This window comes from Ruegeria sp. (genome assembly GCF_040830605.1).
Classification (GTDB): Bacteria; Pseudomonadota; Alphaproteobacteria; order Rhodobacterales; family Rhodobacteraceae; genus Ruegeria.
The window spans coordinates 79,435-100,507 of the sequence record NZ_JBFOMD010000002.1 but is presented as its reverse complement, the minus strand read 5'-3'; the positions used below and the strand labels follow the sequence as shown (position 1 = coordinate 100,507).

Genomic DNA, 21,073 nt, shown 5'->3' with positions numbered 1-21,073 from the left:
ATTAGGACTTGTTCACAGACAAGGAGAACATGGACGTGGCCGCGGAGGATGACCCGGATCCGGAAGCCGACGCCGAAGCCGAGGCCGATGCCGAGGAGGAAGAGCAGGATGAGGCCGAAGCCGAAGCGGAGGCCGATGCCGAAGCCGAAGCCGAAGCCGAAGCCGAAGCCGAAGCCGAAGCCGAAGCCGAAGCCGACCCTGCGCCCGTGGTAGAAGAGAAAATCATCGAGCGCACGGTCGAAAAGCGCGGTGGTTTTGCCCCGGCGCTGATCGGCGGCGTGATCGCGGCGGTGCTGGGTTTCATCGCCGGGCGCACCGAGGTGATTGATCCCATTCTGCCACCCAGCCTGAGAACCGGTGACGCCGCTGCCGTTGCCGAGCTTGAGGCCACACTGGCCCAACAGTCTGACACGCTTTCGAAACTCAGTGACACGGTGTCCGGGATCGAAGTTCCCGATGTTTCGGCCCTGAATACCCAGATGTCAGAACTCAGTGGCCAAATCGCACCGGTTGCGGATGACCTTGAAATGGTCAGATCCAGCGTCAGCACGCTTGCGGCGATCGTCGAACCGCTGGAAGGACGGCTGACCGAGCTGGAAAAACGCCCCGTCACAGAAGGGGCCTCACCCGAAGCAGTCGCCGCGTATGAGCAAGAACTGGACCGGCTGCGCGAGTCGCTGGTCACCCAGCGGGCCGAGGTCGAGAAGATGATCGCGGATGCCCGTGAGCTTGAGGCCAAGGCCGCAGCCAATGCTCGGGCTGCAGCCAACCGGGCCACCGCCGCACGGCTGCGCGGTCAACTCGATGCTGGCGCGCCTTATGCAGCGCTGGTGGACGAACTCAAGGCCGGTGGTGTTGAAGTGCCGGACATGCTGACCGCCCCGGCGGCCGAAGGGGTGGTGACCATGGCCGCGTTGCGCGACGGTTATGCGCCCGCCGCCCGCACCGCACTGGCCGATGCGCGCGAGGCCGACAAGGGAACCGGCCTTTTGGCCTTTGTGCAACGGCAGACCGGTGCTCGTTCGGTAACTGCGCGCGAGGGTGATGACCCCGACGCGGTTTTGTCACGCGCCGAGGCGGCCCTGACCGCTGGCGATTTGTCCAAAACCCTTGAAGAACTGAATGCGCTGCCCGAAGCGGCGCAGGCCGCGCTGGCCGATTGGGTCAGTGTTGCCCGCACCCGCCAGGCGGCCATTGCAGCCGCAGATGCGCTTGCCCAAAGCCTGAACTCGAACTGAAGGACCTGCCATGCTGTGGTCACTGCTTAAAATCCTTGTATTTGTTGCGATTATCGGCCTGCTGGCGCTGGGCGCCGGGTTCCTGATGGAGACGAGCGGCGGCGTGCAGATCACCGTCGCGGGCATCGAATACACGCTGGGGCCGCTGCAATCTGTGATCGCCTTTGTGATGCTGGTCGTTGCGGTGTGGCTGTTCTTCAAGCTGCTGACCCTGCTGATCGCGACGCTGAAATTCCTCAACGGCGACGAAACCGCGCTGTCGCGGTACTTTGACCGAGGGCGTGAGCGGCGCGGCTATCAGGCGTTGGCCGACGGGCTGATGGCGCTGGCCTCGGGCGAGGGGCGCGTGGCCATGGCCCGCGCCACCAAGGCGGAAAAGCTGCTGAACAAGCCCGAGCTGACCAACCTGCTGGTGGCGCAGGCTGCCGAGATGACTGGCGACACCGCCAAGGCCGCCGAGACCTACAAGAAGCTCGTGACCGATCAGTCCACCCGCTTTGTCGGCGTGCGTGGGATCATGAAGCAGAAACTGGCCGAAGGCGATGACGACACCGCGCGCAAGCTGGCCGAGAAGGCCCTGCAGATCAAACCGCGCCATGAAGAGACGCAGAATGTTCTGCTGAACCTGCAAACCAAGGCGCAGGACTGGGCCGGGGCACGCTCGACCCTGACTGCCAAGCTGAAATCCGGCAGTCTGCCGCGCGACGTCTATAAACGCCGCGATGCGGTTCTGGCGCTGTCCGAGGCCAAGGGCATTTTGGACGAGGATGCCAGCGTCGAACAGCAAGAGCGCGCTATTGAGGCCAACCGCCTCTCCCCCGATCTGGTGCCTGCTGCCGCCATGGCCGCGCGAGCACATATCGCCAAGGGTAAGCCGCGCAACGCCACCAAGATCCTGAAAAAGGCCTGGAATGCGCAGCCGCATCCCGATCTGGCCCATGCCTTTGCCGAGATCGTGCCGGATGAAACCCCGACCGACCGGATCAAACGGTTCACCGCACTGACGCGGATACATCCCGAGAATCCCGAAACACGCCTGATCCTGGCCGAACTCAACATTGTGGCCGAGGATTTTCCCGAAGCCCGCCGCGCGCTGGGTGATGTTGTCGAGAAACAGGCCGATGCCCGCGCCTATACGCTGATGGCGGCCATCGAGCGGGGCGAGGGGTCCTCGGACGCGGTTGTGCAGGGCTGGCTGGCCAAGGCGCTGAATGCGCCGCGCGGGCCGCAATGGGTGTGCGGCAATTGCCACGACATCCATGCGGAATGGGCGCCGGTCTGCCAGAACTGCAACAGTTTCGACACTTTGAGTTGGGAGACGCCGCAAACGCCCGAAATCGCATCCGCAACCGGTGTGCACATGCTGCCCCTGATCGTCGGCGCGCTTGAGGATCAGTCGGATGAGGACCCGGTGGCCGAGGATGTGGAAGAGATTGTCGAAGAGGCCGAAGCTATCGCCGCCGAGATAATCGAGGCCGGAGCGGAGCCGGTGGAGGCCGACGAGCGCAAATAGCGGCTCATCCGTCCGGGCGACATAGGCACCCACCAATTACTTGATGTCTTATGCGTCCTCACCTTGATACGCCCTGCTGGTCAGGAACTCCAATTCTGGTCGTGCGCGCGCTGCGTCGCGGTCAGGCCATTTTCGAAGAACGTGTCATAGTATTCGTTTTCGACGCGGTGGGTCTGCAGCCAGACGCCTGGCGCGTGAATGGCCTCGCAATGGGCCGGGAACCGCCCGTGAACCTTGTGGATATACGTGCAGATGTCGCGGGCACAGTTGATCACGTCCTGCTCGTATTCGCCGGCTTCGTCCAGGTATTTGTCTCCGAAATCGCCCTTGTAGATCCGTTCGAACAGGGCCTTGTCCTTGTAGATGCCGCCCGGCCCGAATTTGCCGGCAATGACGGCATCGACCGCGTCTGACATCGTCGGATAGTAAGGCGGGCATTTGCCCTTGATCAGGTGCTCACCGTGATGGCGCAGCCCGACCGCGTGCGCGCGTAGATGTTTCGCCGCGGCAATCGGCAAGGTGTGCCACCGCAGCAGATCCATGATGCGCCACTTCGGCGTCACATAGTCAAAGCTCAGCATCTTGCCGTACCGGTCACTGAACTTGGGATCCCCCATGATCACTGGTGGCGAAATCGCCGCGTGGATCCAACCACCCAGCCCCAGCGCCTCGGTCACCAGAAACAGGTTCTGAACCAGCAAATCCGCCTCGATCTGGGTGCGCATCTGGCCCAATGCGCCAAGCGGGATCTTTATGTCGGGGTTTAGAAAGCCGCTCTTGATCCACTTCTTCACGCCTGCCGGTTGATAGAAGTTGCGGTCATCCACAATCACCGGCCGCGCCTTGTCGGGCTGGGTCAGCAGATACATCAGCGCGTTGATGTATTGGTATGACAGGTCGACAACGGGAAAGAAGATGGTCGAGCCGGGCGTGTTCGACAGGAACCGGTTCGAATCCAGATAGGCCGGAAAATCACGCATGTCCCCGGGTACGTCGATGCGCCGATCCAGTATCCGCACCTTGGCCTGCTCGGCGCGGTCGAGCAGCACCTCGGGCGTCCAGTTGTCGGTTCCACCTTCCATCGGATCAAGTCGGCGCAGGAAATAGGTGCCGCTGTCGTTGATCATGAAGAAATGGGTGCCCTGCGCGTTGTCCGGACTGCCTGCGGTTCGCCCCTCCATGACCAGATTTGGCTTGGACATGATGGGATCGCCGCTTTCGTCGTCGAACAATGGCCGGTCCGGCATGGTCATGCCCGATGCCCCTGTGGCCGCGATCAGGATCGCCTCTTGCAACGGAGAAAGCGAAGAACGCTCGTTCTGCGATTGCCAGCTCAGCGAGCCCGCCACCACGTTCGAGCCCCGGCTGACGCGCTTGGTGCGCCGGTTCCAAAGGGTTCGGGCCAGCGGCGCGTCCAGAAAAGAGGCCAGTCCTTTCTTTGTCATCTCTTATCCCCCCGAAACCATGGACCATGGCGCAAAGGCGGTCGCGTTCTTGGGCAATACCGGGGCAAATTCGGGGAAGTGACGCAGTAACAGCGACTTCATGCCATTCCGGGCAATCCAGTCCATACCCAGCTGCGTGTAGATCTCGGGCCGGAAGTCGGTGGTCAGAAAGCGGTCCGACTGCAACCGGCGGGATGCCATCAGGATAAACACCCGAAAGGCCGTGTCCGAGAAGCCGAAACCGTCGGGCGGCGTCTCGCCCAGCAGGCCGATCACCGTATCGACCTTGTCGATGTCGCCATAGAGTTCCTTGAGGATGCGGTTGGTTTCAGGGCTCGCGGTCAGATCCTCCCACTTCGTTACCGGCGGCATGTGCAGGCCCTTGCGGAATTCGTTGTAGCGCGGCACCCGGCGGGCGCGGGTGCGCACGATATCGACAACCGAAAGGTCGATCAGCTCGCCATCGCGTTCGAGGTTTTGCAGGGATTTCGGGAAGTTGTGGAGCGTGATCGCACCTGGATGCGCAACGCCCTGTGAGTAGAGGCAATCGCGCAGGCCCAGCGTCCGCAGCTGTTCATCGGTCTGGTCGCCCTGGATCTCGAGGAACCCGCGCCGCGCCTTTTCCTTGCCGGTCTGAAAATCATAAAAGATGTAGTCATCCGGGATTAGCGGATGCATCCGGTAGACGGTGGCAAACTCCTCGGTCAGGGAGTAGCGCGCGGTGTGGTGGTCGGGCTGGGTTTCGGGAATGCCCTTGAGCGCGTGCGTGTCGGTCAGCCAGATGCCCAGCCGGGTCAGCCAGGATTTCGGCGGGCCGTACCAGTTGGTTTTCATCCCGATATCCAGCGCTTCGGTGCCCAGAACGGCGGGCGTCCACTCAACGGTGTGAATTTTGGCGATGAGGGCGGCTACAATCAGGCGCGCGGTCTGATACACGCGCTCCTCGTCCATTTTTGGGTATTCCTTCATCAGCGCATCGCAGATCACGTTATGCTCGCGCGCGAACAACGTGTGCAGAGTCGACAGGCCCAGCCACCAGCTTTCGTTGAAACCGGTCACTTCGAACCCATGGACGTTCTCGGGCAGGTAGTCCCCGTCCTTGAAGCTGTCCAGTCGGAGCTTTGGCCCTTCACGCAGTTCCATCGCCGCCTCGGAATTGACGCCGTAAACCTGCGACCCATCCCACCAGTGCGAGTTTTCGTTGGCGAACAGGAACGGATCGTTTGCGCCCTCTTTCGGAACGTTGCCCGCAATGCGCATTTCGCGTTCGGGATCGCCACCGGTTTCATTCTGCCAGTCGGGGTAGCCGTCCGGGATCGGCACAACGTCGTCCTTTTCGCCCAGCTTGCGCCGTTCATGGGCCACCCAATCGTGCACCTGAAACTGAATCCACGAGGCGGCCAGCACGTTCAGAATCTTCGCGGGAATAAACGCCTGCCGATCCATCAGCTTGCGCGCCACGGCGATTGGGTTCGGGCTACCGTCGGGCTGCACCTGTGCGGGCATGTTCCGCCCGAAAGTGGCACCCACCGCGCCCATCTGCGGGTCGGACAGGTCATTGTAGCTGCCGTCATGGGTGCGATACATCCGCTGTTCCGGCGTGGGGTCATCGGGAACCGTGCGTGCAGTGGGTACGGGTTCCTCGGGGTCCGTATCCATCAGGCTTTTCTGCCGCAGATCATGCCGCAACGCGTCCAGATTGAGCAGCTGGACCAGCAGGAACGGTATCTTGTGCCAAGGCACGCGCCGGTTGACCGCCCGCAAGATCGCACGTGCACCGGTTCCGAAAATCCGGTTCTGTATCGGCGGCGGCGGGGGCTTGAACCGCCGACCCTGCCGGTGTGCCGCCGATGCGTCATATGCCGCCTTGCGCGCGCGGTTCAGATTGCCCAGCGGCCGGAATTCCTCGGTCGTGTTCCACGGGTTGAAGCCCATGCGGTCGATCTCAAGCGCCTCGGCCAACGCCTCGGGCGTGGACAGGTCCCGTTTCGGCAGGATCAGTTCCGCGACCTTGACCGGCGGACTGACGCGTTCGTCCCACTCATGCGCGGCATCTTCGATGGGGGTCTGGCTTTCGGATACGAACCGCTGCACGAACAGGTTGAACGTCAGATCACCCGCTGCCTGCCGTGCGGCGTATTCCGCCGACAAACGGGATGGACCGGCAAACTTGCCCTGTATCCCCGGCGTGCCAAGCGCGGGTTTGAAGGTATAGCGAACCGCCTGCGGGCCCCACGCAATCGCACCTCGGCTCCAGTAGCTTTCCACCGCAACACTGTCGCATAGCCGCAGCGCAGTGCGGACGTTTTTGACCATGCGCAGGGTTTCGGAAAACCCAAGCAGAAAGCACAGCCGGACCAGGCCAAACACCCTGGAAATCCGTCCGCCTGCCAGCGCATGCGCGAACACGACGAACTGGCGGGCGTTGCGGGCGTGCGGAACCGGGAAATTTGTGGCCAGCAGGTCGTGACCGAGGCTCTCATCCTCAAAGACCCGCACCGCCAGTCCGCGCAGGTCCTTTTCCTCATCCGACTGGGTCTGCGACGATGCGTTGGAAAACCGGACCGTTGCCGGATACCGTGCGCCGGGCTGGGCGAAACCAACCTGCAAATCCACGGGCAGATCGTCGGCGAAACGCAGCTCCGCCCCTTTGAACGCGGCAATGGATTTGGTGTGAAACGCGCGATCGACGGCGCGGATACCCGCCGCGGCCTGCGATTTGAGCTGCGCGGCCATCATCATCTGGGCTAACTCTTTGGTTTCCTCAAGCTCGGCGGCCGGCGTGCCGCCCACATAGACCTCATGCCATTTCGGTAGTGTTTCAGAGCTGCCGTCCATGGTGGCCTCCATTTCACAATCCAAATCGCTCACGCACACCGGACCACACCGCCGCCAGAATCCCTTCGGGGTGCGGTGAGTAGTTGGGCAGCGCCAGACGTGTAATTCGCGCGTCAATCAATGTGGGCTTTCCGCATGCCAGCGCGGTGCGGAACGCTTCTTCAAAATCCTCCAGCCGGTCCACGGTGTGCCCCTCGGCCCCGCAGGCGCGGGCATAGGCGGCGTAATCCGGGTTGTCGAACTCGGCCAGGCCGGTCTCAAAAAATGCAGACAGCTGGTAGAGCTTGATCAGCTTGAATTCCCGGTCGTTGAAGATCACCCAGACGACCGGAATGTCGTATTGCACCGCTGTCATCAGCTCGAACCCGGTCATCAGGTAGGAACCGTCCCCGACAGCGGCCACGACCGGCCGGTGCGGTTCGGCAAGTTTCGCGCCAATCGCACCACAGACACCGATCCCCATGGGTCCATAGGTGCCGGGTTTGCGGAAATTCTGCCCTTCTTTCAGTTCTAGATAATACCCGGTCCAAGCCGCATGCGCCCCGGCATCCGTCAGAACGATCCCGCCCGGAGGCAGCATCTGAGAGATCTTCTGCACCATCTCGCCCGGATGCAGTTTCTTTTGCGGAGAGATGATGAAGCGCTCGTCGTAATCCTTGGGGCGATAGTCACGCTCCGGCACCGGGCCGACCTGCGCGTCCATACGGTCAAGAAGACCCTGCAGGGCATGTTTCGCATCGCCCAGAACCACATGATCTGCCTTGTAGAACTTGTCGAATTCACCGGCGTCGATGTTGACGTGGATCAGCGTCTTGCCGTCGAAGAGACCATCGTGAAAGTCAAACGTGGCGTGTTGGGCAAAGGAATTGCCGACGGCCAGAACCACGTCGGCATCCGAAAACAGCTCCCACGCCGCCTTGTGCCCGGAATCGCAATAAAGCCCTATGGCCAAGGAGTTCTCCTCGGCCACGATCCCTTTGCCGTCCATGGTCGTGATCAGCGGGATCTGGAACCGTTCGATGAACTCCTCGGCGATCTCGTTGGCCCCGGCCCGGATCGCGCCAAAGCCCGCCAGCATGACGATTGTCTTACCTGCTCCGATGGCCTCGGTCAGGCGTTCCGCCGCTCGGTCCAGTTCAGCCGGGTCAGGCAGCACACCGGTTTCGGGCACTTGCAAAGGCCGGAAGTTCGTCACCTCGATCTTCGGGTCGGTGATATCCTCGGCCACCGCCACATGAACCGGGCCGGGCCGCCCTTCGAAGGCGATGTTGATGGCTTTTTGCAGCGTGTCGATCAGATCATCCGGGTCGGTGACCAGAAAGTCAGCCGGTTCACCGGTGGCCGGGTCCTTTTTGGTGACCGCACGAAACATCATTCTGGAATCCGGCGTCCGCGCCAGCCCCGAGGTTTCGTTCAGCCCGCCGCGCCCCTGCCAGGCGACCGTCGAGTAGCCGCTGATCGCCAACAGAGGGTAACTGTCGGTCAACGCAACGCACATGCCCGAAATCAGGTTGAAGGCCCCAGGCCCCGCGGTGGCAAAACACACGCCCAGCTTGTCGGTAAACATGGCGTGGCCGCAGGCCATGAAAGCCGCGCCCTGTTCATTTTTCGCGATTATGGGGCTGATTTTTTCCGAGGCGTCCAGTGCCAGCATCAGCCCGGCGGCGTTTTCCCCCGCCCCGCCGTAAGCAGCGTCTACACCAATGGATTCGAGCGCGGCAACGACCGCTTCGTACACTCGCATTCAATGCACTCCAAAAAAATAAACTGAGCTTTAATTGGAGGAGCATAACAAAAAAAGGTGTTTCAGGGAACCGGGGGTCTTCCATGCCCCCGTTTCACCTTCAAATGCGGGTCCGGGATCAGGCCCGCATACGCGTGCCTTCGGGGTCGTAGACCGGCGCGCCCTGTACTTCGGCGTTGCATAGTTCACCCAAGATCTCGACCTGCACCTGCGCACCTGCCGTGGCGTGTTCGGTCGCGACATAGGCCATGGCCATCGACTTGCCCACGTAATGGGCGTAGCCGCCCGAAGTGACATAGCCGATGGCCGCGCCGTCCTTCATCACCGCCTCGTCCAGCGTCACGTCGATCTCGGTGTCGATGATCAATGTCACCAGCTTGCGGGCCGGGCCCTCGTCCTTGGCCCGTTGCGTGGCCGCCTTGCCGGTGAATTCCTTGTTCCAGTTGATGAAGGCATCCATGCCGGATTCCACCGCGTTGAAATCCGGGCGGAACTCCTGACCCCAGGCGCCCCAGGCCTTTTCCAGCCGCAGCGACATCAGCGCGCGGTTGCCGTACCAGCGGTATCCCAGATCGGCCCCGGCCTCTTCAATCGCTTCGGAAAGGCGGATCAGGTATTGCGGGCGGCAGTAGATTTCATAACCCAGTTCGCCCGAAAAGCTGATCCGGTTCAGGATCACCGGCACACCACCCACATTGGTTTGGCGGGTGTCGCGGAATTTGAACGCCTCTGCGCTGACATCGTCACGGGTGATGCGCTGCAACAGCCCGCGGGAGTTCGGGCCCGCGATGCCGATACCGTGCCAGTCACCAGTCTGGTTCTGGTGGCTGACACCCTCGGGCAGGGCCTTGGCAAAGAACCGGCTGTGGGCGTCCTGCATCGCGCCTGAGCCGAACAGCATGAAATGTTCCTCCCCCAAACAGGCGACAGTCAGATCGCCATACAGACGGCCCTTTTCCGTCAGCATCGGCGTCAGCGTGATCCGGCCCGGTTTCGGGATGTAGCCGGCCATGGTCTTGTCCAGCCACCCGCGCGCGCCGGGGCCTTTGATCTCATGCTTGGCAAAGTTGGCAAGCTCGATACCACCCACTGCCTCGCGCACCGCTTTGCATTCACGCGCCACATAATCAAACGAACGATTGCGCTCGAATGTCGGGTCCTCCCACGCATCCGATGGCTCATCGGCGAACCACAGCACGTGTTCCAGACCAAAGGATTGCCCCATCCGCGCGCCCTTGGCGGTCAGCCGGTCATAGAGCGCGGTGGTTTGTTGCTTGCGCCCCTTGGGCAGGGTCTCGTTGGGGAAGGTCATCACGAAACGGCGTTCGTAATTCTCGGTTGATTTAACCGTGCCCCAGTCGGGTGACGCCCAGTTGCCGAACCGCGCCACATCCATGGCCCAGACGTCGATCGAAGGCTCGCCGTCGATCATCCACTCGGCCATGGTCAGCCCAACACCGCCGCCCTGACAGAAACCCGCCATGACGCCCACGGCGCACCAGTAATTCGTCATCCCCGGAACCGGGCCGATCATCGGGTTGCCATCGGGGCCAAAGGTGAAGGGCCCGTTGATCGCATCCTTGATGCCCGCATTGGCCAGCGCGGGTACACGTTCAAAAGCCATTTCGAGCCGGTCCGCGATGTTGTCCAGATTGGGTTGCAGCAATTCATGGCCGAAATCCATCGGCGTGCCCTCCACTTTCCACGGTGTGCCGATCGGTTCATAGGTGCCCAGCAGCATCCCGTCGCGTTCCTGCCGGAAATAGATATTAGCCTCGTAATCGATGCCGCAGGGCAGGCGGCGGCCTGCATTGGCGATCTCGTCGATGCGCTCGGTGATCAAATAGTGATGCTCCATCGGCTGTACGGGGATGTTCAGCCCGCCCATGTGACCGACTTCCCGCGCCCAGAGGCCGCCGCAGTTCACGACGATCTCGGCATTGATCACGCCGCGTGGCGTGGTGACATCCCAGCTTCCGTCCGGGCGCTGGGTGGTCGCGGTGGCTGGTGTGTGGGTGAAATACTGAGCCCCATAATGGCGAGCAGCTTTGGCAAAGGCGTAAGTCGTGCCCGACGGGTCCAGATCGCCATCCTGATCGTCCCATAAAGCGGCGTAGTAGTGTTTCGGGTCAATCAGCGGGTGGCGCTCGGCCACCTCCTTGGGGCTGATCCATTCCTGATGTAGACCCATGTACCGCGCCTTGGAGCGTTCGCGTTTCAGATAATCGTACCAGGTCTTGTTGGACGCCAGATAGAACCCGCCGGTCATGTGCAGGCCGACGGATTGACCGGAAAGCTCCTCGATCTCCTTGTAGAGGGAGATGGTATAGCTCTGCAGGCGCGAGATGTTGGGGTCCGAGCTGATCGTGTGGATCTGCCCCGCCGCGTGCCACGAGCTGCCGGATGTCAGCTCATCACGCTCCAACAGCACCACATCGGTCCAGCCGAATTTGGCCAGATGAAACAGGATCGAACAGCCGACCACGCCGCCGCCAATGACCACGACCTTCGCATGGGAAGGCAGCGTTTTGTTGCGGGTGCTGTCGTCTTTCTGAATGTTGAGCGTCGATTGCGCGAGATTGTCGGACATGTGGCCTCCTCTTGATCTTGTTTGGACGTTCAGTACCAGGCGTCCGGAATTTCCTCTTTGCGACGGGCCACATAGGCCGCCAACTCTTCCTTTTTGGCTGGGTCGATAGGCGGCGCCTCATACTGTTCCAACATCCCGTTCCAGCGCTCATACGCGCGGCGGCGCATGTCCCTTGAGCCGCCTTCCTCCCAGCTTTCGACATTCTCGCTGTCGCTGAGTGCCGGCTCGTAAAACGCGGTCTGGTAGTTGCGCATCGTGTGCGCGCTGCCCAGGAAATGCCCGCCGGGCGCAACCTCGGCATAGGCGTCGTTGGCAAAGGCCTCATCACTGATGTCCAACCCTTGATCCAGAACCTTCTGGTAGGCGCCCAACCGGTCCGCATCCATGATCAGCTTCTCGAATCCGGCGCACAGCCCGCCCTCAAGCCAGCCTGCCGATTGCAGCACGAAATTGGCCCCGGCCAGCATGGTCGAGTGCATGGAGTCAGCGCTTTCATACGCGGCCTGCGCGTCCTCGATTTTCGAGGCCGTCAGCGATCCGCCACAGCGCAACGGCAGGCCCAAGCGGCGGGCCAGCTGTCCGACGACATAGTTCGACATCACCGGTTCCGGCATCCCGAAGGTCGGCGCGCCGGATTTCAGCGACATCGAGGACAGGAAGTTGCCCAGCACAAAAGGTGCGCCGGGGCGCACGATCTGGGCAAAGGCGCAGCACATCATCGCCTCGGCGATCGCCTGCGCGACCGAGGCCGCGGTCGAAACCGGTCCCATGGCGCCGCTCAGGATAAAGGGCGATACGATGATCCCCTGCCCACGCCCGCAATAGACCCGAATCGCCTCAGTCACCACCTTGTCCACCAACAGCGGAGAGTTGGTGTTGACGTTGCCCATGATTACGCAATTTTGCTCTAGCACCTCGCGCCCATGCAGGATCTCGGCCATGTCGACACTGTCCTGCGCGCGGCTCATCTCGGTGATGGCGCCCAGATGCGGTTTGTCGCTGAGCGTCATGTGGGCAAACACCATGTCCAGATGGCGTTTGGAAACCGGAATGTCGGTGGGTTCCGCGATCACCAACCCGGTGTGATGCAGGTTGGGATGCATATAGGCAAGTTTGACCAACTTTTCGAAGTCGTCAAAGAGCGCATAGCGCCGACCGCCCTCGAGATCGCGCACGAACGGAGCGCCATAGACCGGGGCAAAGACCTGATTGGTGCCACCGATCACGACGGACCGGTCCGGGTTGCGGGCAACCTGGGTGAATTGCGTGGGCGCCTTGGCGCAGAGGTCGCGGATCCACTGCGCATCGGCCCGGATCAGATCGCCGTTCTCGCCACCCGGAGTGATTCCCGCCTGGAGCCAGATATCCAGCGCCACCGGGTCATCGCGGAACGCAATGCCGACATCCTCAAGAAACCAGTCCACCTGCGCTTCGATCTTTTGCAGCTCTTCTTCGTTTAGCGGGTCGAAAAAGGGCAGCTTGCGCCGGACATTGGGCGACGCGGGCACAGCCGCAGAGGCGGTTTGACGAGCGCGGGATGCTCGGGCGCGTCGGGCCATGTCTCATGTCTCCAGTTGGATCGGATACCTGAAAATAGCGGCGAGAAGCGCGCTTTTGACCCGGAAAAATATCAATCGTTTGGATAGACACAGACTATGGCACGGGCATTTGCAGAGGAACTGCAAAGACTGCTGGTCAGTCAGCGAAGCGTGTGATCATCACGTAGTTGCCGGTTGCCCCACCCAACCGGGTCGGTCTGATTGAGCAACAGGGTTTTGCTGTGCGGATGGTGGGTGATGAGAGACTCGAACTCCCGACATCTTCGGTGTAAACGAAGCGCTCTACCAACTGAGCTAATCACCCCTGTTGCGGGATGTAGCCAAGCCTGCGCTGCCTTGCAAGGGGGGTAGGCGGATTCCGAGTGCGAAAATGCGCCGGACCTAATCCCTGATGTTTTTGAGCACCGCCAGCAGCTGCGCCACCTCATGCTCGGTGTTGTAATGACACAGTGAGATTCGGATGCAGTCACTCAGGCCCAAAGGGTCCAGCACGTTGCCGCTGTAGTGATCCGCCTTGCGGGTATGGGTGCGGATGCCCTGTTCGTTGAGCTGGGTTACCACGTCGGCCGAGGCCATGCCGTCGACGGTGATCGAGACCAGCCCCTCGCGCGCGGGGTTGTCGGCGCCGGACAGGATCGTCACATGCTCCATATCCCGCAGCCCGGGCAGGTTGCCGGTGCCGTTGATCATGGCATCCGTCAGATGCGTCTCGTAGGCGTGGATGGCGCGGCCCGCGGCCTCGATCCGGGCACGGCGGTCGGTGGCATCGGAGACCTCGCCCCCCAGCCAGTCAAAATAGGCGATCACGTCGGACATGGTGGCATAGGAACCGGTGTCGCGGGTACCGAATTCCCAGCCGGTGGCCGGGGCATCGATCAGCATGTCATGCGGCAGCGCCGTCAGCCGGTCCGAGATCCACGCCACACCGTATCCGTGGCGCGAGAATACCTTGTAGGGCGAGATCGCATAGCCGTCGACGCCGTAGCTGTCGAGATCGAGCTGGCCGTGGGCGGCATGTTGGATGCCGTCGACGATGATGAAACAATTGGGCGCGACCTCGCGGATCGTCTGCGCGATGGCGGCCACGTCCATGCCCATGCCGGTCACGGGCGAGGCGTGCAGGATGGTGGCGACCGTGGTGTCCGGCGTCACATAAGCGCGGTAGTCCTCGGCGCTGACGGTGCCGGTCTCGTTGCTGTGCGGCACGTTCACGTAATCAAGCCCGGCAATCCCGGCCCAACGCCGCGCGGCGCTGCGGCTGGCGGGGTGTTCGATCGAACTGCCCACCACTTTGGTCCCCTTGGGCGCGTTCACGCAGGCGGTGCGGATCATGCGGAACAGCAGCTCGGTACCGCTTTCGCCGACAAAGAACTGCCCGAATGAGGCGTTCATGAAGGTGGCCAGATCGGACTTGGCGGTGTTGATGATATCGACCAGAGCGTGGCTGGCGGTGTTGTCGCGCCCCTGATTGTCGGGGATAGCGGCGAACTTGGCCGAAGTCTCGGCCACCGATTTCAATGTCAGCGCGCCGCCTGCGTTCTCGAAAAAGATACGCGGGCCATGGAACGGGCAGGCATCCACATGGGCAAAGCGGTCGCGGATGGCCTCGATCAGGCCGGGAGTTTCGTGCAGCATATTCTTATGGTCCTGTCAGAGCGTCCGGGCTTGGGTGGCCATGGCCATCGGTTGGCAGCATTGGCCAGCACGGCGGCACATGGCAAGATCGTTTGCGACACCAAAAGACACAGTGGCGTCAATGACAAAGACCTACCCTCCGGCCAGCTTTTGCCACCAGTCCTTGGGCTTCAGCCGCTGGGCTCGGCTGCTTCGCGTATCCAACCACAGCGCCAGCTTGCGGAAGCGTGAAAGCGCCAGTCTCAGCCACCATCGGTCGCGCCAGCCCGAGAAATCGCGGTTGAACGGGCAGACCCGCATGCAGATCGCGCAATCCGATTGCAGCTTGGCCCAATAGCCAAAACAGGCTTGCGCGTCCGAGGTCCATTTTCGTACGCCCTTGATCGCCGAGACATCCGTGGGCTCGCTGACCTCCTTGGGCCCAAAAGGCAGTGCCTTGACCGGGCAGGCATCGGCGCATTGGGTGCAGATGTTGCAGAATTCCTCGATTCCCAGCCGCCGGGGCGCGTCGTGATCCAGCGGCAGGTTGGTGAAGATCTTGGAAAACCGCAGACGCGGGCCGTATTCGGGCGTGATGACCATCTGATTGCGGGCATATTCCCCCAGCCCGGCCTTGACAGCATAGGGAATGACCAGACCGGTATCGTTCATCGACGGCACCGCCTCGTATCCTAGATTGCGGATATAGGCGGCGAGCTGGATGACGATAGCGGCCTCATGCGAGTATTCCCGCCCGGTCGCCGCCCCGGCCAAAGCCGAAGGGTAGGTGGCCACCAGCTCCTGATCCATCTGGTGACCCAGCACGATGACGCTGGTCAGGCCCTCGGGCAGCGCGTTTTCAACCTCGGAAAAGTCGCGCACATCGACACGCGCCGAATAGAGCCAGCGTTCGTCCATCTCGGTAATGCCCACCAGATTGGCGCCGAAGAACTTGGCCAGCCGCTTGATCTCGGCGCTCATGCGGGCGGGGTCGTCCACCTCGATATGCGCCTCGGCCACAGGGGTGTCGTATGCGATTGGTGCCTGAAACCCTTCGCGCCGCCCCTCGTCAGCGCTGCGATTGGTGATGATGTCCGAAATCAGCCAACTGGCGTTGCGCAGGGCAAAGTCCTTTTGCTTGAACCCGTCGCCCTTGCGGTATCTGGCCTGCATCCGGTAGCTGGCAAAAAACGCATCCGTCTGCTTGTTGCGTACAGATTCGTCCCAGAAGGCGCGGGTGAACATGTCGTTGCGCTGGGAAAAGGGCTCGAACTCTTCAGTCACCTCGATCCCCGCCGCGGCATCGCTGTCACCGAAGCGGTCGCGCCAGTCCTGCCGCTGCGCATCGCTGACGCCCGTGTTGGATGGCCAGGTCATTCTGCGGTGTCCTCCCGGGTTACACTGAACAGAAATGCGGAGTGTCATTCAACCAGGTTGTCCTGCCCGGTTACTGGCTATTTCCGTTCACCGGAGGACAAGGATGAAACGGAGACCCTTCAATCCCGTTGATAAAGCACCAAAAACCACCGCACTGCTCGGGATCAGAATAAAATGGCTCGGCCCAAGTGGCGACCCCGGCAGGATTCGAACCTGCAACCTGCCCCTTAGGAGGGGGCTGCTCTATCCAGTTGAGCCACGGGGCCGCGTGCGACTTTCTCTACCCACCTTTTCCCGGCTTGTCATCGGCTTTGCTGAGCAGTTGAACCAATTGCCGTGTTCGCGCTAGCATCGGGCAAATCAAAAACGGCGCAGGTACCCAGGTGACTACAGATACAAAACGGCCCCTTACCCTTCGCGACGTCTCGGAAGCGTCCGGCGTTTCGGAAATGACCGTCAGCCGGGTGCTGCGAAACCGGGGCGACGTGTCGGATGCCACGCGCACCCGAGTTCTTGCGGCGGCGAAAGAGCTGGGATACGTGCCCAACAAGATCGCCGGCGCGCTGGCGTCGAACCGGGTCAACCTGGTGGCGGTGATCATCCCGTCGTTGTCGAACATGGTGTTCCCCGAGGTGCTGACCGGCGTCAATCAGGTGCTTGAGGATACCGAGCTGCAGCCGGTGGTCGGCGTCACCGATTACCTGCCCGAGAAAGAAGAAAAGGTGCTCTACGAGATGCTCTCGTGGCGGCCTTCGGGCGTGATCATCGCGGGGCTGGAGCATACGGACGCGGCGCGAGCGATGCTGGATTCGGCGGGTATTCCGGTGGTCGAGATCATGGACACCGATGGCAAGCCGGTCGACGCGATGGTGGGTATCTCGCACCGCCGCGCCGGGCGCGAGATGGCGCAGGCGATCTTGAAAGCCGGTTATCGCCATATCGGTTTCATGGGGACCAAGATGCCGCTGGATCACCGGGCACGGAAGCGGTTCGAGGGGTTCACCGAGGTGCTGGGCAAGAACGGGGTCGAGATCGAGGACCGGGCGTTCTATTCCGGCGGTTCGGCGCTGGCCAAGGGCCGTGAGATGACGCAAGAGATGCTGGAACGCTCCCCCGAGCTGGATTTCCTGTATTATTCCAACGACATGATCGGGGCGGGCGGATTGCTGTATCTGCTGGATCAGGGGATCGACGTGCCGGGCCAAATCGGGCTGGCGGGGTTCAACAATGTCGAACTGTTGCAGGGTCTACCTCGCAAGCTGGCCACGATGGATGCCTGCCGTCTGGAAATCGGGCGCAAGGCGGCCGAGATCATCGCCGCGCGACTTGAAAACCCCGAGGCAGAGATCGACACCCGCGTCACCCTCACCCCCAAGATCAGCTATGGCGAAACGCTGAAACGGCGCTAGGGGTGACTCTCCCACGGCTCGACAACCGCGCGGCGCGGGCGCTGTTTCTGGACCGGCATGGGTTGGCGGAGCAACCCGCAGGCCCGGCCAAGGGCGCGCACCTGTTGGGGCTGATCGAGCGGCTGGGGTTCGTTCAGCTCGACAGCATCAACACGGTCGCGCGCGCGCATGACATGATCCTCTATGCGCGGCGGCCCACCTATCGTGCCGGGAACCTCAAGCGGCTCTATGAACGCGACCAGGCGTTGTTCGAACACTGGACGCATGATGCCGCCGTCATTCCGATGGCCTTCTACCCTCACTGGCATCTGCGGTTTCAGCGCGATGCCGCGCTGTTACGCGCTCGTTGGAAGAACTGGCGCCGCGACGGGTTCGAGAAGCAGTTCGAAACCGTGTTGCAGCATATCCGCGATCACGGTGCGGTCTGTTCATCGGATGTGGGCAAGGATGAGAAAAAGGGCTCGGGCGGCTGGTGGGACTGGCACCCGTCCAAGACCGCACTGGAATACCTATGGCGGTCAGGAGCACTGGCGGTGGTTGGTCGCGAAGGGTTTCAGAAACGCTATGACCTGACCGAGCGGGTGATTGAGGCCGGGCTGTGCCCCGGTGCGTTGCCCTGTGATGCCGAGGCCACGGTGGAATGGTTGTGCAACGCGGCGCTGGATCGGTTGGGCTTTGCCACGTCCGGAGAACTGGCGGCGTTCTGGGACACGGTCAGCCCCGCCGAGGCCAAGGCGTGGTGCGCGCAGGCCGAAGCGCGGGGAGTGATTGAGCCGGTCGAGATCGAATGCGTGGGCGGCGTCCTGCGTAAGGTCTTTGCGCGGCCGGATGTCTTGGAACAGGCGGCCAGCGCGCCGCCGCCGCCGGGCCGTATCCGCGTGCTCAGCCCGTTCGACCCGGCTTTGCGCGACCGCAACCGGGCCGAGCGGCTGTTCGGGTTTCACTACCGGATTGAGGTTTTCGTGCCCGAGCCCAAGCGGGTCTATGGCTATTATGTTTTTCCATTGCTTGAAGGGGACCGGCTGGTCGGGCGGATCGACATGAAAGCTCATCGTGACTGCGGCGAGCTGCGTATCCGCGCACTCTGGCCTGAGCGGCGGATGAAATGGTCGAAGGCGCGCGCGCAGCGGCTGGAGGCAGAGTTGGACCGGGTGCGGCGGTTCACGGGTATGGAGAAGGTGGTATTTGCCCCGGATTGGCTGCGGGAGCCCAAGTAGCCTGGATTCGGGTCAAGGCCGTGAATGGCCTGCGTCCACAAACCCACGCTCTTCGACCAGCCGTTTCAGCTGCGCCAGCGAGGTTTCGACCGGCTGCCCGGACGTATCCAGTTGCGCCAACGCCTTGCCATAAAGCGCCTCTCGGCTGGTCAGGATCGACTTGAGCTGCTCCATCGCTTCGGGGTTTCCGGCCATCGGGCGTTCGTCGCCCTGCGCGCGGACCCGCTCCATATGCTCGACCGGCGTGGCGCGCAGCCAGATGGTGTGGAAATGGCTGAGCAGGGTGTTGTAGGTCTCGGGCTCAGCCACGATGCCGCCCGCGACCGCCAACACCATGGACTCGTGGGTCGCGATCACCCGGCTCACCGCCTGCGCTTCGAGCTTGCGGTAACCTTCCTGACCATAAAGCGCCATGACCTCGCTGACAGGCATTCCGGCCTGCTCCTCGATCCAGTGGTTCAACTCGACGAAGGGCAGGCCCAGCGCCCTCCCCAGCATCGCGCCCAGAGTGGACTTGCCGGCACCTCGCAGGCCCACGAGGCAGATCCGTTGCGCCCGCAGCACCTCATCCGGCTCAGGGCTGAGCGCGCGCAGTACCATCTGCTGCACATCCGCATTGGCCAGACGGTACATGTCCGCCACCCGCAGTGCGTCCGAGTTCCAAGGGTCATCCTCGCCCACCAGCCATTCGATCCGGTGGTCCAGCGCGATGGCGACACGCTGCAACAGACCGATCGAGATATTCCCCTCACCCGCCTCAAGCTGCGCTAGATAGCGTGGCGAGACACCGGACATCTCGGACAGCACCCGGCGCGGAATGCCGCGCCGCTGACGCGCCTCGCGCACCCGCTCGCCCACCCGCGCGATCAGGGTCATGACCGCGGCTTCGGCTCGGTCTGAACTATCCTGCGAGGTGCTTTCGCCGCGAAAGTTGGTGACTTCGGTCATATTGCCCGTGAGATTTGTGCAAAATAATGCTCAATTCTACGACGGCAGAGCGAAGGGCGCAATGCGTTACCGGGCGTCCGGCAGTATCGTGCACCGGATTTCGGTCGGAGTGATCGGTCAATAAGTTTCGACGTGGTAGCGCCCGTCCTCGCGCATTTTGTCGCGCAGTTCCGACCAGTTCAAACCGATCCCCCGGGCAATGTCTTTGAGCGCCTCTTCGACCCCCTGCTCCATCGCCTTGAGCCCGCAGATATAGATATGGCCATTTGGATCCTGCAGCAGGTTTTCCACGGTCTCCGCCTCCTCGCGCAGCCGATCCTGCACGTATCGCTTGGGTTCGCCTGTCTGCCGGGAAAAGGCGAAATGCTTGGTCATGAAACTGTCCGGCACTTTGCCCAGCGGTCCGAAATAGGGCAGCTCCTCGGGCCTACGCGCACCGAAAACCAGCGTCAGCGAGTCCCTCAGCGCCGGGTTTTCGCGCTGCCGGCGCATGGTGAAGGCGCGGAACGGGGCCGAGCCGGTGCCGGTGCAGATCATCAACAGATGCGCATTAGGGTCTGATGGCAGCAGAAACGTCGCGCCAAAGGGCCCGGTCAGCTGCACCGTGTCGCCGGGCTTCAGATCGCAGACATAGTTCGAGCACAGGCCTTGCGGCTCACGCTTCACTGTCAGGGACAGGTTGTTGAAATTGGGCCGCTCACCATCGCGGGGGCTGGAGACCGAATAGAGCCGGGGCAGGTGCGGGTTGCCGTCCGCATCCATGCCGGGTGGCAGGATGCCAACGCTCTGCCCCTCAAGCACCGGAAAAGGCAATGCACCGAGGTCGAGGATGATGTGGCGCACATCGCTGTCGCTGTCCTCGGCAGTCAGGCGGAAATTGCCAGTGACCTTCGCCTCGGCGGGTTTGCCCAGCGTGTAGAGGTTGACCGTCGGTTTCGACGCCGATGCGGGCGCCTTGGCCTTGCCGCCTGCGCCCTTGTGCGCCTCGGCCAGAAGTGCTGCGATGCTGTCATCCAGCGCTTCGAGCCCGGCGTCATCCCCGGGCATATCCTCTTGCTCGGGCAACTCCATCCACTCGTATTGCTCGTCCAGCGAATAGGGCTCGGCCACCACCCGCCAGTTGTCGATGGAGCCCGTCGGGCAGACCGGGATACAATCCATGCAATAATTGCACTTGGATGCGTCCACCACGACGTTCATGTCGTCATGCTCGATGGCCTCTTCGGGGCAGGTCATCTCACAGGTGTAGCAACGAATGCAGATTTCTGGGTCGATCAGGTGCTGCTTGAGCGGCTGGTTCATGAACTCTCGCGTTTCTTGGTCAGGATCACGTCGGGCAGCACCAGCGTGTCGATCAGAGCTTTATACAGCCCGACACAATCTGAACAGCCGACACAGGGGCCGTGCAATGCGGATACTTCACCGGCCAGCGCCTCAAGGCGCGGCGTTTCGGCTTTGGATCTGTCGATCTGCATTGCGGGTCATCCCCTTCTGAACAAGCCGGGCGTTAGCCAACAGGACAAAACATGAGTCGGTCAATCCACTTTGCGCTCACAAAATGTTTCCGTGCCTGTTGCCCGG

14 protein-coding genes and 2 tRNA genes are annotated in these 21,073 nt (G+C 62.1%); 4 read left to right on the top strand and 12 right to left on the bottom strand.

Features of this window, described 5'->3' with window-relative positions; genetic code table 11:
• Positions 1-35 precede the first annotated feature (35 nt).
• Together AB3N21_RS04070 and AB3N21_RS04065 are read left to right on the top strand one after the other, a co-directional pair.
• A complete protein-coding gene (locus AB3N21_RS04070) occupies positions 36-1,238 on the top strand; it encodes a COG4223 family protein (RefSeq protein WP_367934002.1) in 1,203 nt (400 codons plus the stop codon).
• A gap of 10 nt (positions 1,239-1,248) precedes the next feature.
• The gene (locus AB3N21_RS04065; RefSeq protein ID WP_367934001.1) at positions 1,249-2,751 is read left to right on the top strand and encodes a heme biosynthesis protein HemY; all 1,503 of its coding nucleotides are present in this window, start codon (positions 1,249-1,251) and stop codon (positions 2,749-2,751) included.
• Between the two features lie 80 nt (positions 2,752-2,831).
• Here AB3N21_RS04065 and AB3N21_RS04060 read toward each other — a convergent pair whose 3' ends face one another.
• The 9 genes from AB3N21_RS04060 to AB3N21_RS04020 form a co-directional block, all read right to left on the bottom strand.
• The gene (locus AB3N21_RS04060; protein ID WP_367934000.1) at positions 2,832-4,196 is read right to left on the bottom strand and encodes a hypothetical protein; all 1,365 of its coding nucleotides are present in this window, start codon (positions 4,194-4,196) and stop codon (positions 2,832-2,834) included.
• Positions 4,197-4,199: 3 nt separating this feature from the next.
• Entirely contained in the window at positions 4,200-7,034 is a 2,835-nt protein-coding gene (locus AB3N21_RS04055; protein WP_367933999.1) for a peroxidase family protein, read from the bottom strand.
• A gap of 13 nt (positions 7,035-7,047) precedes the next feature.
• A complete protein-coding gene (locus AB3N21_RS04050; protein WP_367933998.1) occupies positions 7,048-8,778 on the bottom strand; it encodes a thiamine pyrophosphate-binding protein in 1,731 nt (576 codons plus the stop codon).
• A gap of 118 nt (positions 8,779-8,896) precedes the next feature.
• Positions 8,897-11,368, bottom strand: a complete 2,472-nt coding sequence (locus AB3N21_RS04045; RefSeq protein ID WP_367933997.1) for an FAD-dependent oxidoreductase — start codon at positions 11,366-11,368, stop codon at positions 8,897-8,899.
• A 29-nt stretch (positions 11,369-11,397) separates the two neighbouring features.
• Positions 11,398-12,927, bottom strand: a complete 1,530-nt coding sequence (locus AB3N21_RS04040; RefSeq protein ID WP_367933996.1) for a trimethylamine methyltransferase family protein — start codon at positions 12,925-12,927, stop codon at positions 11,398-11,400.
• A gap of 228 nt (positions 12,928-13,155) precedes the next feature.
• Positions 13,156-13,231: transfer RNA gene (locus AB3N21_RS04035), tRNA-Val, on the bottom strand.
• Between the two features lie 77 nt (positions 13,232-13,308).
• A complete protein-coding gene (locus AB3N21_RS04030; RefSeq protein ID WP_367933995.1) occupies positions 13,309-14,562 on the bottom strand; it encodes an aminotransferase class V-fold PLP-dependent enzyme in 1,254 nt (417 codons plus the stop codon).
• 132 nt (positions 14,563-14,694) lie between these two features.
• A complete protein-coding gene (locus AB3N21_RS04025; protein ID WP_367933994.1) occupies positions 14,695-15,918 on the bottom strand; it encodes a reductive dehalogenase domain-containing protein in 1,224 nt (407 codons plus the stop codon).
• A gap of 189 nt (positions 15,919-16,107) precedes the next feature.
• Positions 16,108-16,184, bottom strand: a tRNA-Arg gene (locus AB3N21_RS04020).
• 117 nt (positions 16,185-16,301) lie between these two features.
• On the opposite strand from AB3N21_RS04020, the gene AB3N21_RS04015 reads away from it, so the two are divergent.
• The gene (locus tag AB3N21_RS04015) at positions 16,302-17,327 is read left to right on the top strand and encodes a LacI family DNA-binding transcriptional regulator (protein ID WP_367933993.1); all 1,026 of its coding nucleotides are present in this window, start codon (positions 16,302-16,304) and stop codon (positions 17,325-17,327) included.
• Positions 17,328-17,329: 2 nt separating this feature from the next.
• Positions 17,330-18,544 (top strand): winged helix-turn-helix domain-containing protein, encoded by a 1,215-nt coding sequence (locus tag AB3N21_RS04010; protein ID WP_367933992.1) that lies wholly within the window; start codon positions 17,330-17,332, stop codon positions 18,542-18,544.
• Between the two features lie 12 nt (positions 18,545-18,556).
• Here the strand turns inward: AB3N21_RS04010 and AB3N21_RS04005 are convergent, their stop codons facing one another.
• From AB3N21_RS04005 to AB3N21_RS03995, 3 genes are all read right to left on the bottom strand, one after another.
• A complete protein-coding gene (locus AB3N21_RS04005) occupies positions 18,557-19,492 on the bottom strand; it encodes a helix-turn-helix transcriptional regulator (RefSeq protein WP_367933991.1) in 936 nt (311 codons plus the stop codon).
• A 117-nt stretch (positions 19,493-19,609) separates the two neighbouring features.
• Complete coding sequence (boxA, locus tag AB3N21_RS04000; RefSeq protein WP_367933990.1) at positions 19,610-20,794, bottom strand: benzoyl-CoA 2,3-epoxidase subunit BoxA; 1,185 nt, start codon at positions 20,792-20,794, stop codon at positions 19,610-19,612.
• Complete coding sequence (locus AB3N21_RS03995; RefSeq protein ID WP_367933989.1) at positions 20,791-20,967, bottom strand: hypothetical protein; 177 nt, start codon at positions 20,965-20,967, stop codon at positions 20,791-20,793. The genes boxA and AB3N21_RS03995 overlap by 4 nt, the downstream gene beginning before the upstream one ends.
• Between the last annotated feature and the right edge of the window lie 106 nt (positions 20,968-21,073).

Excerpts from the sequence above, each read along its gene's own strand:
- AB3N21_RS03995 (WP_367933989.1), bottom strand. The coding sequence starts at position 20,967 with ATGCAGATCGACAGATCCAAAGCCGAAACGCCGCGCCTTGAGGCGCTG.
- AB3N21_RS04030 (WP_367933995.1), bottom strand. The coding sequence starts at position 14,562 with ATGCTGCACGAAACTCCCGGCCTGATCGAGGCCATCCGCGACCGCTTT.
- boxA (WP_367933990.1), bottom strand. The coding sequence starts at position 20,794 with ATGAACCAGCCGCTCAAGCAGCACCTGATCGACCCAGAAATCTGCATT.
- AB3N21_RS04005 (WP_367933991.1), bottom strand. The coding sequence starts at position 19,492 with ATGACCGAAGTCACCAACTTTCGCGGCGAAAGCACCTCGCAGGATAGT.
- AB3N21_RS04040 (WP_367933996.1), bottom strand. The coding sequence starts at position 12,927 with ATGGCCCGACGCGCCCGAGCATCCCGCGCTCGTCAAACCGCCTCTGCG.
- AB3N21_RS04055 (WP_367933999.1), bottom strand. The coding sequence starts at position 7,034 with ATGGACGGCAGCTCTGAAACACTACCGAAATGGCATGAGGTCTATGTG.
- AB3N21_RS04045 (WP_367933997.1), bottom strand. The coding sequence starts at position 11,368 with ATGTCCGACAATCTCGCGCAATCGACGCTCAACATTCAGAAAGACGAC.
- AB3N21_RS04065 (WP_367934001.1), top strand. The coding sequence starts at position 1,249 with ATGCTGTGGTCACTGCTTAAAATCCTTGTATTTGTTGCGATTATCGGC.
- AB3N21_RS04050 (WP_367933998.1), bottom strand. The coding sequence starts at position 8,778 with ATGCGAGTGTACGAAGCGGTCGTTGCCGCGCTCGAATCCATTGGTGTA.
- AB3N21_RS04060 (WP_367934000.1), bottom strand. The coding sequence starts at position 4,196 with ATGACAAAGAAAGGACTGGCCTCTTTTCTGGACGCGCCGCTGGCCCGA.
- AB3N21_RS04025 (WP_367933994.1), bottom strand. The coding sequence starts at position 15,918 with ATGACCTGGCCATCCAACACGGGCGTCAGCGATGCGCAGCGGCAGGAC.